The 14320-nt window shown below is 66.9% G+C and carries 12 protein-coding genes and 1 pseudogene; 4 read left to right on the forward strand and 9 right to left on the reverse strand.

Going from position 1 to position 14320, the window contains the following annotated elements; genetic code table 11:
* Window positions 1-7: 7 nt before the first annotated feature.
* The gene (locus ELR45_RS00735; RefSeq protein ID WP_129662642.1) at window positions 8-2215 is read right to left on the reverse strand and encodes a glycosyltransferase family protein; all 2208 of its coding nucleotides are present in this window, start codon (window positions 2213-2215) and stop codon (window positions 8-10) included.
* Window positions 2215-3312: an O-methyltransferase gene (locus ELR45_RS00740; RefSeq protein WP_129662644.1), complete on the reverse strand. Its 1098-nt coding sequence runs from the start codon at window positions 3310-3312 to the stop codon at window positions 2215-2217. The genes ELR45_RS00735 and ELR45_RS00740 overlap by 1 nt, the downstream gene beginning before the upstream one ends.
* Window positions 3313-3542: 230 nt before the next feature.
* Here ELR45_RS00740 and ELR45_RS00745 point away from each other — a divergent pair, with 230 nt between their 5' ends.
* Both ELR45_RS00745 and ELR45_RS00750 read left to right on the forward strand, forming a co-directional pair.
* A complete protein-coding gene (locus ELR45_RS00745; protein WP_129662646.1) occupies window positions 3543-4298 on the forward strand; it encodes a sulfotransferase family protein in 756 nt (251 codons plus the stop codon).
* 44 nt (window positions 4299-4342) lie between these two features.
* The gene (locus ELR45_RS00750) at window positions 4343-5047 is read left to right on the forward strand and encodes a class I SAM-dependent methyltransferase (protein ID WP_129662647.1); all 705 of its coding nucleotides are present in this window, start codon (window positions 4343-4345) and stop codon (window positions 5045-5047) included.
* Window positions 5048-5161: 114 nt separating this feature from the next.
* Here ELR45_RS00750 and ELR45_RS00755 read toward each other — a convergent pair whose 3' ends face one another.
* Entirely contained in the window at window positions 5162-6118 is a 957-nt protein-coding gene (locus tag ELR45_RS00755) for an AraC family transcriptional regulator (protein ID WP_129662649.1), read from the reverse strand.
* 100 nt (window positions 6119-6218) lie between these two features.
* Here ELR45_RS00755 and ELR45_RS00760 point away from each other — a divergent pair, with 100 nt between their 5' ends.
* Both ELR45_RS00760 and ELR45_RS00765 read left to right on the forward strand, forming a co-directional pair.
* Complete coding sequence (locus ELR45_RS00760) at window positions 6219-7160, forward strand: MBL fold metallo-hydrolase (protein ID WP_129662650.1); 942 nt, start codon at window positions 6219-6221, stop codon at window positions 7158-7160.
* A gap of 167 nt (window positions 7161-7327) precedes the next feature.
* Window positions 7328-8716, forward strand: a pseudogene (locus ELR45_RS00765) (MFS transporter); the annotation flags it as partial.
* Here ELR45_RS00765 and ELR45_RS00770 read toward each other — a convergent pair.
* The 6 genes from ELR45_RS00770 to ELR45_RS00795 form a co-directional block, all read right to left on the reverse strand.
* Window positions 8611-9351: an acyltransferase family protein gene (locus ELR45_RS00770; protein ID WP_420813788.1), complete on the reverse strand. Its 741-nt coding sequence runs from the start codon at window positions 9349-9351 to the stop codon at window positions 8611-8613. The pseudogene ELR45_RS00765 and the gene ELR45_RS00770 overlap by 106 nt on opposite strands.
* A gap of 131 nt (window positions 9352-9482) precedes the next feature.
* A complete protein-coding gene (locus tag ELR45_RS00775; protein WP_129662654.1) occupies window positions 9483-10793 on the reverse strand; it encodes a UDP-glucose dehydrogenase family protein in 1311 nt (436 codons plus the stop codon).
* 143 nt (window positions 10794-10936) lie between these two features.
* Window positions 10937-11896, reverse strand: a complete 960-nt coding sequence (locus ELR45_RS00780) for a bifunctional helix-turn-helix transcriptional regulator/GNAT family N-acetyltransferase (RefSeq protein WP_205855632.1) — start codon at window positions 11894-11896, stop codon at window positions 10937-10939.
* Between the two features lie 86 nt (window positions 11897-11982).
* Complete coding sequence (locus tag ELR45_RS00785; RefSeq protein ID WP_129662656.1) at window positions 11983-12861, reverse strand: NAD(P)-dependent oxidoreductase; 879 nt, start codon at window positions 12859-12861, stop codon at window positions 11983-11985.
* Complete coding sequence (locus ELR45_RS00790; protein WP_129662658.1) at window positions 12858-13355, reverse strand: imine reductase family protein; 498 nt, start codon at window positions 13353-13355, stop codon at window positions 12858-12860. The genes ELR45_RS00785 and ELR45_RS00790 overlap by 4 nt, the downstream gene beginning before the upstream one ends.
* Window positions 13356-13509: 154 nt before the next feature.
* The coding region (locus tag ELR45_RS00795) for a DUF998 domain-containing protein (protein WP_205855633.1) at window positions 13510-14320 on the reverse strand (811 nt) is incomplete at its 5' end.

Here is a 14320-nt window from a genome sequence, read left to right on the forward strand (position 1 = left end):
CCAGCCATCACCACCCCTCCCGCCGGGTCGCGATCGCCGAGACCACGCGGGCGGCCTCAGCGGCGCCGTTGCCCGGATGAGCGACGCTTGCCGAGGTCCGCATCCGCGTGGCGAGCGTGGGTGTGAGTAACGCGTCCAATGCCCCTTCGAAGTCGGGCGACCAGATGTCCTCGACGTGCAGGCCGAACCCACCCAGGCTCGCCGTCCGAGCCCGTAGCGCCTGGTCGTCGAGGCTGCCGGTCTCCCGGGCCATGAAGATGCACGGCGTGCCCGCCAGCACGATCTCGTGGAACGTGTTGTATCCCGTGGTGGAGACGGCCGCGTCGAACGCGTGCATGAATCGCGCGACCGGATAGATCGGCCGCATCACCAGACCCTCGATCGTCGGGAGACGATCGGCGTGCAGGACGTGCTCCGGGGCGAACAGTGTCACTCCCTCCAGACGCCGCGCCACCTGGTCCCGCACTCGCGTGATGAGTCGTACCAGTTCGTCCGTAGTGTCGGCGGAGAGGTTGAGCAGGATCGCGGGACCCTTCACCGGCAAGCCGAGCTCACGCCGGGCGTCGTCCCGGGCGAGCATCTCGTCCCGGTCCACCAGGTTGATCGGCCCCACGTAGTGCACCCGTTCGTGCGGCATCCTGGTGGTGGCGCCCCGGTCGAGCGCCGCCGCGAGGTCGAGCGGTTCCAGGATGTGATCGAACAGGTGGGAGTATTTCGCGCCGCCCGGGCGGCGGCCTGCTCGCCACAGCCCGCGGCGCACCCACATGGTCCGCAGACCGGGGATCTCCGCGGTGATGTCGAACAGGAGTGGCGGTGGGTTGACGTGGTCGACCACCACCAGGGACGGCCGCAGCCGCCGGAACAGCTCCACGAGCCGGATCCTCAGCAGCTCGCGCCATGCGAAGCGGTCGATCCCCAGCCGCTTCCACGAGGGGAAGTACTCCGTCGGGATGCCCGAGCCCGCCGCGATCCCGAAAGCCTCGGACATGGTCAGCATGAACGGCATGACATCGTCCGAACAGCGTTTCGCGATCGCCAGCATGCGAGAGATATGCCCGAGGCCGTGTCCGTTGTCGGTGAAGAAGACCACTCGCGGCCGATCGACGCCGCGCTCTGGGCCACCGCCGCGCGCATACGACCCGGACGAGGTGGGTCTCGATGTCGACGACGGCGGCCCGATGAGCCGTTCCACCCTGGCCACGTACGCGTCCGGCCCGAACCGGTCGCGGACTGTGGCCCACCCCGCCTCTCGCCGTTCCGCCAGTAGCGCCGGGTCGTCGGCCAGCCGCTTCACGATGCCCTGCACCTCGTCCGGCTCGGCGTACAGGGCCCCAGGCCCGAAGACGGCCTCCAGGTATTGCGGCAGGACGGCCACCGCGCCGGTGGCGATGGCCTCGAGCGGCGCCCGTCCGAACGCCTCCACCCATCGCGGGTTGTGAAAGTACGGGTAGACGTCCACATCCGCAAGGAAGCCGCGTGGGTGCCGAGCTCCGAAGCCCTCCACAGTCCAGTTCTCCGGCAGCCTGCCCAGCACGGCCGTCGCCGTCTTGCCGCCTCCCATCACGCGCACGTCGTATTCGTGCGACGAGGGATAGGCCGCCAAGATCTCCTCGGCCGTCGCCGGCCACTTCGCGCGATCATCCCGGGAATGCCGGCCGACCCGGAACGGCCGGCGTAACATGTGCTCCCTCGGCAGCCGCCATTCGTCGAGATCGACGATGTTGGCCCAGGTCTCGCCCGACAGTTCCAGCGAGGTCGTGAGCTTCAACAGCTCGCCCCGCACGACCTCGCTCAGCGGGATCCACTGCCAGCGCCGGCCGAACACATCCGCCAGCGTGCTGTCGACCTCGTCCGGGTCGTACGCCATCTTGGAGATCGAGGGGTCGACGTGGACGGCGTTGGCCACCAGGACGGCCCGCTCTGCGTGCAGCCGCACCGGGCCGGGCTGAGGCTCCAGGAAGAGTGACGGACCGCGCGCTATCGCCAGCCGGCACCGCACGCCGTCGTCGGGCCGAACCCATTCGGCCAGCCCTTCGTCGAGCAGTTCCCGGATGCTGAGGTCCACGACCCTAGCGCCCTTCGAGTTCGAAGCGAACGGCATCAAGCCGGTCGTGTAGCCGTGTCTGGCGTGCGCCCGGATCTCCTGCGCGAGCGACTTGTTCCCGCCGCCGACCAACCGAGGATCGGTCACCACGACGATGTCGTACGAACGCACTACCCCGCCACCTCCGGCATCCGCCAGAACCTCAGGACGGCCTGCTCCCCCACCACGACCGGTTCCCTCCGCAGGCCGGGCGTGGTCTGCAGCCAGCGGTCGACGATCTTCTGCTCGCTGCTACGGTCCGTGTCATCCAGGACGATCAACGCTCCATCCGCCAGCCGTTCACGGAGAATCGGCAACGCCGGGTATCTCGCGTGCGGTCCGGTCACCTTCGGCGGCCCGTCGACGATGAGCATGTCGATCCGTTCGATGTCGGCCAGACACTCCGGGTCGTACCAGGCGAACTCCTCGTCACCCAGCTCGAGGTTGGTCAGCGGCGCGTGGCGGACCTCGGTGCGCGTGGCGCTACCGTGCAGCGCCACCGCGGCCCGAGCGTGCTCGGCGAACTCCTCCAGGTGATCCACCGAGACGAGGCGTCCGGTGCCGACCGCGTCCAGCGCGTACCCGAGCCACACCGTCGAGGTTCCGCTCCCGAGCTCGACCACCACGCGCGGGCGGTTCCGCTCGATCAGCGAGTACAGGTTGAGCAGCCCGGTGGCGTCGAGCGCCCAGCGCCCGGACGACGGCATGGGCTGCCTCGGCGACACCTTGGAGAAGAGCTGGAACAGTGCTTCGACCTCTCGTGTCTGGTCTCGTACGACGGCGAACAGCTCCTTGCGGAAGCCGGAGCGGTATTGCCGCTGTTTGTCCGCCTCTTCCTCGAGGCGCGAGATCCCGTCTTCGACGGGTTGGATTCGCTCAGCCGAATCCCGGACCCGGTGCACCGTGTCGAGGAGCTCCGCATCACACGACTGGACGACATCAATGATTCGTGCAGCATTTTCCACGACATTCGACCGCGACGCCTCAGCTTCGCGTTTCTGTTGTGTAAAAAGTCCGTCGACACGCTTCACGACGATCGCCAACCGGCGCTCGACGATTCCTGAGCGCCTTCGCATGTCGAGCAGAATAAGCACGCCCGCGCAGGCCAGGATGCCCATTCCCGCGGCCGCGAATCGCCACTGTTCGACCGCCGACGCCGTGACTATGGCGATGCCGAGAACGACGCTCATCAACGAGGCGAGGTGCTGGCGACGCGTCCCTGAAAACACGATGTCCACCCATCATTATCGATGCCGCCGAACAATAGCACTCCTTTGCGCCCGGACAACATCGACGTGTTGTCCGGTTTCGCCAGAATCCCATGGGGTGCTCGCCGGGTCTCGGTTATTTAACGTCCTCGTAGCATTTTCCCCGACAATCTGAAACATTCAGATCCCCCGGACACAGACTCGTCGAACCTGCCCTGGACACCCGTCGCCGCACCGTTACACTCGGATGGATGCCAGTCCCTACATTCTTGGTTATCGGTGCCATGAAATCGGGCACATCGAGCCTGCACGACTATCTAGGCCAGCATCCGGACGTCTTCACGACACGACGCAAGGAGCTGGACTTCTTCTGCCGTAAGTATCAGCGTGGACTACCGTGGTACGAGACGCAGTTTCGGTCGTCCGATGATTCCAAAGCCGTCGGCGAGTCAAGCCCCAACTATCTCAAAGCGCATATCTGGCCGAAGACCGCGGCCCGCATACATCAGGTGATACCGGACGCACGCCTCATCTGCGTGCTGCGCAACCCTATCGATCGGACACTCTCCAACTATCTGCACGACGTTCGACGGGGCCGCGAAAAGGGATCGTTCTCCCGGCAGATAGCCACGGAAAGTAAAATCTTGATGACGTCACGCTATGCGTGGCAACTTGAACGTTATCTGGAATTCTTCGATCCCACTCAGATCACGCTGGCAGGGACCGAGGATCTCGCCCGCGAGCCCGAGCGGGTCCTTTCCCGCCTGTTCCGGTTCATCGGAGTGGACGATGGCATCGCCATTGACACGTCGCAGCGGTCCAACGTCACAGCCGCACGGCTCGCGGCCTCGGGACGGACCGTCCCGGATGACCCCGCTCTCGTCGTCGATGACAACGGCGTCTCGTTGACCGACCCGATGCGCGCCCAGCTCGCCGAGATCTTCGCACCTGACCTGGCCCGGCTCTACGAGCTCTGGCCGGACGCGCCCCGCTGGGACCTCGCCTAGGAACGTCCCGCCACACCACAGACCCACACACAGGAGGACCGATTATGAAGTTCGACGACGTAGAAGAGGTCATCGCCGGCGTCCAGTACATGAAGACGCATCAGGGGCGGCTGGTATACGACTTCCTGGTCGAGAACAAGCTGGGCCGGATTCTCGAGCTCGGCTTCGCTCACGGCAAGTCGACATGTTACTTCGCCGCGGCGGCCGACGAGATCGGCGGCGACTCCCACGTGCTCACCTTTGATCGGGACTCGGCACGTCGTCGCTCGCCCAACATCCACGAGCTGCTCGAGCGGACCGGCCTCTCCGACCGGGCCACACCCGTCTACGCCGAGACCTCCTACACCTGGGAGCTGATGAAGCTACTCGACCAGGACCCTCAGCCCACGTTCGACTTCGCTTACATCGACGGTGGACATACCTGGGACGTCAGCGGCTTCGCGTTCTTCCTCGTCGACCTGTTGCTCGAGCCGGGTGGCTGGGTGCTGTTCGACGACTTGGACTGGACGCTCGGCGGTTCCAAGCACATGCGCAAGCAGCCCTGGGTGAAGGAGCTCCCCGAAGAGCAGCGCAGCACTCCCCAGGTCCGCAAGGTGTTCGAGCTCCTCGTCAAACCTCATCCCGGCTACGTCGAGGTCGAGGAGCACGACGGCTGGGGGTGGGCCCGCAAGCGCCCTGCCAACGCTCAGAGCAATCCCGTGCAGACCCCGCGGCGCGGACTGCTGAGCGTGCTCAAGCCATCCATGTAGAGGGCGCCTCGTGCCCTGGCTGAGTCGGACGGCGACGCTGAGGGCAGATTGGACTCCTTGCCCACCATGGTTGTGAGGATGGAAAGGGCTCACTGCCTGACCGGGTTACCGCCATCAGTTTGTTTCGACCTCAGTTGAGGGCTTGCGGAGAGCGGATCGTCCCGCGGCCTGCGCTCGATACCGCCCCGGCGTAGTGCCGAACTCCCGTTGGAAGGCGTGTGAGAGTGCGTACGGGCTGCCGTAGCCCACTCGGCCGGCGATGGTGGCCAGGGTTTCCTGGGTGTCGCGGAGCAGGGTGGCGGTGAGGATCACGCGCCACCAGGTGAGGTAGGCCATCGGAGGGCGGCCGACCAGGGTGGTGAACCGGCGCGCAAGGGTGGGACGGGAGACGCTGGCCTCTGCGGCCAGGCGGTCGTTGCTCCACGGCGCGGCCGGTTTCGAGTGGAGCGCCCGCAGGGCGGCGGCCGTCACCGGGTCGCCCAGTGCGCTGGGCCAGGCTCCGCTGGGGGTCTCGGTCATCCAGGAGCGGATCATGTAGACGAGGAGGAGGTCGAGCAGGTTCGGGAGCGCCACGCAGGAGCCGGGCCGCATCTCGTCCAGCTCACCGGCGAGCAGATCGATCGCGGCACGGAGTTCGAGGTGGCTGCCTACTCGGCTGGGCAGGTGGACGACCTCAGGCAGCTCTGCCATCAGCGGGTGCATGCGGCTGCAGTCGAGCCAGTACTTGCCGCAGAGCATCTCCGTCTCGTCGCGATCAGGCCGGGCTCGCGGCTCTGCCTCCACAAGCCATTGGTCGAACGGCACCGCCCTCTCCTCCGCGACCGCCGCATCGACGGGGGAATCGGCGATCACATGGCCTGTGCCATGAGGCAGCAGCACCGCGTCACCCACGCCGAGAGGTATTGGGGCGCCGCCGTCGGTCAGCAGCCAGCAGTTGCCCTTCAAGACGACGTAGAAGCCCGCGCCGTCATACGGGTCCAGCCGCGCGCACCAGCTCCCGCTCGTCCGTACCCGGTGGGACCACGGGTGCCCGAGGTGCACGGCAGAGATCGCATCGCTCACCACATCCATCCAGCCAGGATACCTTCCGTATGAAGTATGAGACGGATTCGTATCTTATTGAGCTGGACGCGCATTGAGAGGATCGTTGGCCTTTCCTAAGGTCGATCACGTGACGAACGAGAATGAGAGTGTGCAGAGCATGGTGCTGGGGGATGTCGAGGTCATCCGGGCCCTTGAGTGGCACGAACCGTTCCTGCCAACCTCCGGCATGTTCCCGGGAGCTGGCGCCGATGTGTGGAAGGACAACGAGGATTGGCTGGCACCGGACCATTGGGAGCCGGACAGCGACTTGGCGGTGCTTGCTCTGCAGAGCTGGGTGCTGCGCAGCGCAGGGCGGACCGTCCTGGTCGACACCGGAGCGGGTAACGGGCGCGAGCGACCGGGCATGGGGCCGTTCCACCACTCTCGGAGTGATTTCCTCGGCCTCCTGGCGAGAGCCGGTGTTCGCCCGCAGGATGTCGACGTCGTCGTCAACACTCACCTCCACGTCGATCACGTCGGCTGGAACACAGTCAGCGCGGACGGGCGGTGGGCACCGACGTTCCCCAACGCCGAATACCTCATTCCGGCCGCCGACGACTTCCATTACGGTCCGGACAACGCGTACGGGAACGGCGCGCATGAGGCCGACCGCCTGATCTACGAAGACAGCATCGCGCCCATCCACCAGGCCGGACAGGCCGTGCTGTGGGACAGCCTCCACCGCATCGACGAACACCTCACCCTGGAGTCCGCACCCGGTCACACTCCCGGCTCATCCGTGCTGCGACTCGCATCCGGGAGCGACCGGGCGGTCTTCGTCGGAGATCTGCTGCACAGCCCGGTGCAGATCCTGCACCCCTGCTGCAACAGCAACGCCTGCCTAGCCCCGGAACAAGCGGTGGCCAGTCGCCGTCGGATTCTCGGGCGGGCGGCTGATGAACGGGAGCTGCTCGTCCCCGCGCACTTCGGTGGTGCGGGTGCCCTAGAAATCCGACGGGACAGTGATCGGTTCGCCCTCGGCCCATGGGCAACAGCCGGCCCGAAGAAGAGTGAGTCCGCCAATGAGTGACCCGTGGCTCCACCCCGCTCACCGCCCGCGAGCGCGAGGCCCTCAACGCCTCGGCGGACGGCGCGACCGGATTTACCTGGCGCAGCCTGCGGGAGTCCACGGGCTGAGCCAGGTGGATCCGGCATCCCGCACAGAACCACCCGCCCCGGGCCTGGAGGCTGTCCTTCATGACGCACACGTCGACTGACCGGCCCCCAGCAAGAGTGAGCAGGGCCCTCGTCCCGGTGCTCGCCTTCGTGGGCATCGTGGTCGCGGTGATGCAGACCCTGATCGTCCCGGTGATCAAGGACCTGCCGCAGCTGCTGGGCACCGAGCCGGACAACGCGACCTGGGTCATCACCTCGACCCTGCTCTCTGGCGCCGTCGCCACGCCGATCACGGGCCGTCTCGGCGACCTCTACGGCAAGCGCCGCATGCTGATCCTCAGCCTCACGGTAATGGTCGTCGGCGCGTTGGTCAGCGCCCTCACCAGCGACCTGCTCACGATGATCGCAGGCCGGACCCTCCAGGGCTTCGCAATGGGCGCGATACCCCTCGGCATCGGGCTGATGCGCGACATGCTCCCCCGCGAGAAGCTCGGCTCGGCGATGGCCCTGATGAGCTCCTCCATGGGCGTCGGCGGCAGCCTCGGCCTGCCCGCCGCGGCTCTCGCCGCCCAGCACACCGACTGGCACGTCCTCTTCTATGGCGCCGCCGGCCTCGGTGTCCTCTGCATCGCCCTCACCCTCCTCGTCGTCCCCGAGTCCCCGACCCGTACGCAGGGCACCTTCGACGTCCTCGGCGCGATCGGGCTGTCCGCCGGTCTCGTCCTCTTCCTGCTGCCGATCACCAAGGCCAGCGACTGGGGCTGGACCTCCGGCACCACCCTCGGACTGTTCGCCGCGGCGGCCGTTGTGCTCGTCCTTTGGGCCGTGATGGAGTTGCAACTCAAGGCACCGCTGGTGGACCTGCACACCACGGTCCGCCCTGCGGTGCTCTTCACGAACCTCGCCTCGATCATGGTCGGCGTCTCCTTTCTCGTAGTCTCACTGGTCCTTCCCCAACTGCTTCAGCTGTCGAAGGCCACCGGCTACGGCCTCGGCCAGTCGATGGTGGGCGCGGGCCTGCTCGTGGCGCCGCTCGGCCTGACCATGATGTTTACGGCCCCCGTCTACGCCCGGCTGTCCGCGAAGTACGGCCCCAAGGTCACCCTGATCCTTGGCATGGTGATCATCGCAATCGGCTACGGCACCGGCCTCGGCCTGATGAGCGCCCCCTGGCAGAGCCTCGTCATCGTGGTGATCCTGGGCGCGGGCATCGGCCTCGCCTACTCCTCCCTCCCCGCCCTGATCGTCGGCGCGGTCCCCGCCTCGGAGACGGGCGCGGCCAACGGCCTCAACACCCTGATGCGCTCGATCGGCGCCTCAGTCTCCAGCGCCGCCATCGGCATGGTCCTCGCGAACACCGCGCATCATGTGAACGGCGTCACCGTCCCGACAATGCACGGTTTCCGCGCCTCCTTCCTGATCGCGACCAGCGCGATGGCGATCGGCCTGCTAATAGCCCTCTTCCTGCCCCCAAGCCCGCCCGCCTCACCACCCACAGCGACAACTACCTGACAGACCCAAGCGGACGCGTCCGGAGGGGAGCCAGGGTCACGCTGTCCGTGCCCGGCCAGCATCTCCGCGACCGGCCTCGGCAGCCGGAGCAGCCGCGGCGCCAGCAAGGCGAGCGCTGCCCCGAGCGCAAGCTCCCACGCGCGCGTCGTCGTGACGAAATACGCACGTCCCGGGTCGACCACCGTGAGATGAATCGACCAGGCAAGAGACGACAACCCGATCAGCAGCACGCCGGCGAACAGAGCTCGTCTCGGCCGCCAGCGACGTGATCGCGCGAGCGCGAGCAGGCACAGGGCCAGCACCGGCCAGACGAGGTAGAACTGTTCTTCCACGGCCAACGACCAGAAGTGCTGCACCGGGCTCGGAGCAGACTCCGCCGCCAGATAGTCGACAGACTGGTCTGCCAGCCGCCAGTTCACCACATAGCTAGCGCTGGTGAGAATGTCCCATGAGATCGACGGCAGCCGGGTGACGGGCAGCACGACGACCGCTATCACGGCCACACCGGTCAACGTCGCCGCCGCGGCGGGAAGCAGCCTACGCGCCCGCCGCGCCCAAAACCGTCGGAGGCTCAGCCACCCCGTGGACTCGATGTTCGTGCTCCCGGTGTCAGGGTGGCGGCTCTGTGTGCTGGAGACCGCCGCACCCTCACCGAGCCCGCTTTACCACGGTGTTTCAGCGTGGTCGAGGTGATTACCTGCCGGGAATATGCCTGCGCCCGCGGCTACGGCCGGCCCAGGCCGCGGTAGGTCCAGCCGGCCGCCCGCCACGCGTCAGCATCCAGGCAATTCCGTCCATCGATGATGTTGTGGCTGTTCACGACGTTCGCCACTCGCTCCGGATCAAGCTCGCGGAACTCACGCCACTCCGTGAGGTGGAGGATCACGTCGGCACGCTGGCATGCGTCGAGCGCGGACGGCGCGTACTCCAGGGTGGGGAAGATCTTGCGCGCGTTGTCCATGCCCTTCGGGTCGTACACGGCCACGTGTGCGCCCTGCAGGTGCAGCCGTCCGGCCACGTTCAGCGCCGGCGAGTCACGCACGTCGTCGGAGTCCGGTTTGAACGCCGCGCCCAGCACGGCCACTCGCTTGCCGACCAGCTGATCGCCGATCATCTCGCGGGCGATCTCGGCCACCCGCTCCCGGCGACGCAGGTTGATCGCGTCGACCTCGCCCAGGAAGGTCAGTGCGTTCGACGCGCCCAGCTCGCCTGCCCTCGCCATGAACGCCCGGATGTCCTTGGGCAGGCAGCCGCCACCGAACCCGAGGCCCGCGTTGAGGAACTTCCGGCCGATGCGGTCGTCGTAGCCGATCGCATCGGCCAGCTCGGTCACATTGGCCCCGGTCACCTCGCAGATCTCGGCGATCGCGTTGATGAACGAGATCTTGGTCGCCAGGAACGCATTCGCCGACACCTTGACCAGTTCGGACGTGGCGAGATCGGTCACCACCACGGGGCTGCCGGCCGCGATCACGTCGGCGTAGACCTTCCGAAGCGCCCGCTCGGCATCGCTCCCTGCGACTCCGAACACCAGCCGATCCGGCCGGAGCGTGTCCTGGACGGCGAAACCCTCCCGGAGAAACTCCGGGTTCCACGCGAGCTGCACGTCGCCGCTGGCCGGCGCCAGCTTCGTCAGGCGGTTGGCGAGCCGCTGCGCCGTGCCGACCGGGACCGTCGACTTCCCGGCCACCAGGCATGGACCGCTCAGATGTGGCGCAAGCGCATCGACGGCCAGGTCGACATAGGTCATGTCGGCCGCCAGCCCGTCGGCTCGCTGCGGAGTTCCCACACAGAGGAAGTGAATCTCGGCATCCGCGGCCTCGGCATAATCCGTGGTGAAGCGGAGCAGGCCGGTCTTCGCATGCTTCTGGAGCAGTTCGTCGAGCCCGGGCTCGTAGATCGGGGCATGGCCCTCGTTGAGCGCTGTGACCTTTGCCTCGTCGACGTCGATCCCGACGACGCTATGGCCGAGCTCGGCCATTCCCACGGCATGGACAGCACCCAGGTAACCAGTGCCGATGACGGATATACGCACGCTGCAGGCCCTTTCTACGCTGAGCCGGTATGAATGAATGCATGATATGCAACGCGCCGGACGGTACACGCCACGCTTTGCATCCATGTTGCATCACTGACCGGCACGCTCAGAGCTACTGGCGCCCCGACCCCCTGATGGTCTCACGCCCGAGTATGGCGTTCCCAGATCTGTCCGACAAGATCATGGCCGAAACTGTGGTGGGGGGCTTCCTCCACAAGATGAAAACCCGTCTTGACATAGATGTGCCGAGCCGCGGACAGAACGTGGTTGGTCCACAGCATGATCGACGAGTATCCGGCACCGCGGGCGAAGGAGATGCATTCGTCCACCAGCCGCGTCCCCAGGCCTGTGCCACGCGCCGACGGCTCCACCAGCAGCAGCCGAAGCTGAGCCGTCTCGTCGTCCTTACGCGTGCAGAAGACGCAGCCCACTCGCGACCCGTCCATCTCGGCGATCCATCCGTTCTCCCGGCGCGGATCGTGGTGCTCGCCGTAGTCCGCGACGATGCGTGCGACCAGCGCTTCGAACGTCTGATCCCACCCGTACTCCTGTGCGTACAACGCGCCGTGCCGCTGAACCACCCAACCCAGGTCACCCGGCCGGAGCGGCCGGATGACCTGGGTACGCACCGGCTGTGTGGTGTCCGGCAGCGCCGGCTCACCGAGAAGGTCGCCGATGGTCTCGAACGCCGCGACGAGCCGCAGCTGGTCGGCATCGCCGAGCTTCGCCAGCAGCTTCTTCGCCTGTTGGTCTGAGCGCGCGTTCAGCGTGCTGAACGCGTCCTGCCCAGCGTCAGTCAACCGTGCGGTCTGTCGCCGGCCGTCGTCCGGGGACCGTTCCCGCTCGATCAGCCCGGCTTTCTCGAACCGTGCGAGCACCCGGCTCAGGTGGCCGGGGTCGATGCCCAGGACCGCCCGTAACCGGGATACCTCGCAGGTGCCGATCTTCGCCATCTCGAAAACGATCCGGGCTTCGGTGAGTGTGAACCGCGTCTGAAGAAGCCCTTGGTCCAACAGCCCCATCTGGCTGGTGAAGAAGCGGTTGAACCGTCGCACCGCCGCCACGTGGTCGGGCATGGGCCCGGGCGCCGTCGTCGTCATACTTGTCATCGTCAAGCATTTCTTTGTCACTGTCAACTAATGCAGGTTCGCACCTGCGGCAGCGACGACACCTGAGCCACTCCAGCTCAGCGCCGAGCCAGGGTTTCGACGAGGCGTGCGAAGCCGTCCTGGCCATGGCCGTCGTCGATGGCGCGGTCGGCGACCGCCTTGGCGGCCTCGATCACGCCGGCGTCGATCCCGCGCTGATGTGCGGCATGGACGATGTGCTCCATGCCGGCGGCGTTCGACGTGATCGTCGAGGCGTCGCCGGGGTACTTGCCCCGGTCGACGTCCGCGGCGAGCTCGGGGACGATGTCGGCGGCCAGGCCAACGATGCCCTGCATGAAGGGTGTGAGCTCACCGGCAGTCACCCCCTCCGCCTTGGCCAGCGCGAACGCGTGTATGACGCCACTCATGGCGGTCCAGAACGAGTCGAGCAGCGCCACGTCGTAAGTGGCCGCGCGACCGGGGTCGGCACCCACGTACGTCGCGGTGCCGCCGAGGCTCGCCAGCGTCGGCTGGTGCGCCTTGTATACGTCGTCGGGACCGCTGTAGAGGTAGACCGACTCCGGCCGCCCGATCGTCTCGATGGGCGTCATGATCGCGCCGTCGACGTAGTCGATGCCGTGATCCGCGGCCCAGGAGGCCATGTCGCGCGCTCGGTCGGGCGTGTCTGCCGTCACATTCACGAGGGTCTTGCCGCGAAGGTCCTCGGCGACGGGCTCCACGATCATCCGGGCGGCGTCGTAGTCGATCACGTTGACCAACACCAGCGGGCTCGCCCGCACCGCTTCGGCCGGAGTCTCCGCCTTGACGGCTCCCTTCGCCACCAGTGGGTCCGCTTTGCTCGACGTCCGGTTCCACACGGTTGTACGGTGCCCGTTCTCGACGAACGCCGTCGCCAGCGCGCTGCCCATCGGGCCCAGGCCCAGCACCGTCACGGCGCCTTCGGTCTGCTCGGTCATCTGTGAATCTCCCCTGCTCCGGAACTGCGTGATGTCTCTCGGCTGTGCGCCGAACGGCCGAGCACTTCGACCATCCGCGCGATCCCGTCATCGCCGTATCCCGAGCTCACGACACGGTCGGCCATGGTGACCGCCGTCCGCATGACGCTCGCGTCCAGGCCACTGCTCTGCGCGGCACGGATCACCCGCTCCATCTCGGCCACGCTCGACGCGACGGTCGGCTGGTCGGCCGGATACCGGCCGTCGTCGACGTCACGGGCGATGCCTGCTGCCGCCTCGCGCAGCACGTCGATGGCTCGCTGTGCGGACGGCAACAGCTCGGATGCGGACACACCGGACGCCCGCGCCATAGCGAACGCGTGCACGACCCCGGCCATCCCGGTCCAGAAGATGTCCAACAGCGCCGCTTCGTTCCGGTGGTCGTCCTGCCGGTCGGCGATCACCGGACAGGTCGCAGCGGTCGCGCCGGACCGCGTCAAGACATGGATATTCATCGTCGTTCGGCTCCCCTACGTGGAGCGTCGACGCCGGCCCTGATGCCGGCTGCCGCGCTCGTAGACGAGCCTCACACCGGCCACTGACGTTCTGCTGGCGTTCCGCTGACGATCGGCTGGGCTCAGCCGCTGGGTCGGCGCTGACCGGTCCGCGCTATTGGCGCGCCAACCGGCTCAGCCGTGCGTCGATGCCCTGCCGGCGCGCACGGGCGATCACCGACGACTGTGGATCAAGCCGGCCCTGTGCGCCAAGCCGGTAGAGCTGGATTCCCAAGGCGGTGACCCACATGCTCGCGACGACGGCGATCCCGCGCTGAAGGGCGCCCACCCATCCCACCAGGACCGGCGAGCTCATCAGAGTGAACAGCAGCAATGTCAGGATCCCGCTGACCGCGGACGGCAGATACATGTGCCGCCATCCTTCACTCCGATGGGCGCTGCGCGAGATCAGCAGCTGAGACGCGCCCGCGACGACGAACGTCACGGCGGCGACGACGTCGTGCACAGCGTGGTATCCGGAGATCTCCCCCATGCCTACCTTGATGGAGCAGGCCGGCAGCTGGACGCCACAGTCGTGGCGCATCACACCCGCGAGCAGGACGCCCAAACCGCTCAGCAGGACTCCGAGCGAACCCACCCGACCAAGGTTGTCGTTGAACGAGAAGATCAGCCCAGCCCCCAGGGACATGACACCGACCCCGAACATCACCAGGGCGAGGATCATGATCCACGGGTCGACCGCTCCGACCGCCGCCAGGGAACTGATGTAGTCGCTACGAGGGTTGTAGTGGTCTTGCAGACCTCCCGCGACCAGCCACCCGAGGGTGAAGATCAGCGCACCGCCGACCGATGCCACGGCCAGCCAGGTGAATATGTTCCGTCTGCGAGACCACTCGGCCACGAACGCCACCATCGAGAATCGCTCACCCCATTCATCAGGGTTCCGGCATTCCGAACCGGTTCCG

Source organism: Phytoactinopolyspora endophytica (assembly GCF_004138495.1).
GTDB classification, from domain to species: domain Bacteria; phylum Actinomycetota; class Actinomycetes; order Jiangellales; family Jiangellaceae; genus Phytoactinopolyspora; species Phytoactinopolyspora endophytica.

What these genes read in the sequence shown, in the direction of transcription:
- ELR45_RS00745 (WP_129662646.1), top strand. Translation starts at nt 3,543, where the DNA reads ATGCCAGTCCCTACATTCTTGGTTATCGGTGCCATGAAATCGGGCACA.
- ELR45_RS00750 (WP_129662647.1), top strand. Translation starts at nt 4,343, where the DNA reads ATGAAGTTCGACGACGTAGAAGAGGTCATCGCCGGCGTCCAGTACATG.
- ELR45_RS00755 (WP_129662649.1), bottom strand. Translation starts at nt 6,118, where the DNA reads ATGGATGTGGTGAGCGATGCGATCTCTGCCGTGCACCTCGGGCACCCG.
- ELR45_RS00780 (WP_205855632.1), bottom strand. Translation starts at nt 11,896, where the DNA reads ATGACGACGACGGCGCCCGGGCCCATGCCCGACCACGTGGCGGCGGTG.
- ELR45_RS00785 (WP_129662656.1), bottom strand. Translation starts at nt 12,861, where the DNA reads ATGACCGAGCAGACCGAAGGCGCCGTGACGGTGCTGGGCCTGGGCCCG.
- ELR45_RS00790 (WP_129662658.1), bottom strand. Translation starts at nt 13,355, where the DNA reads ATGAATATCCATGTCTTGACGCGGTCCGGCGCGACCGCTGCGACCTGT.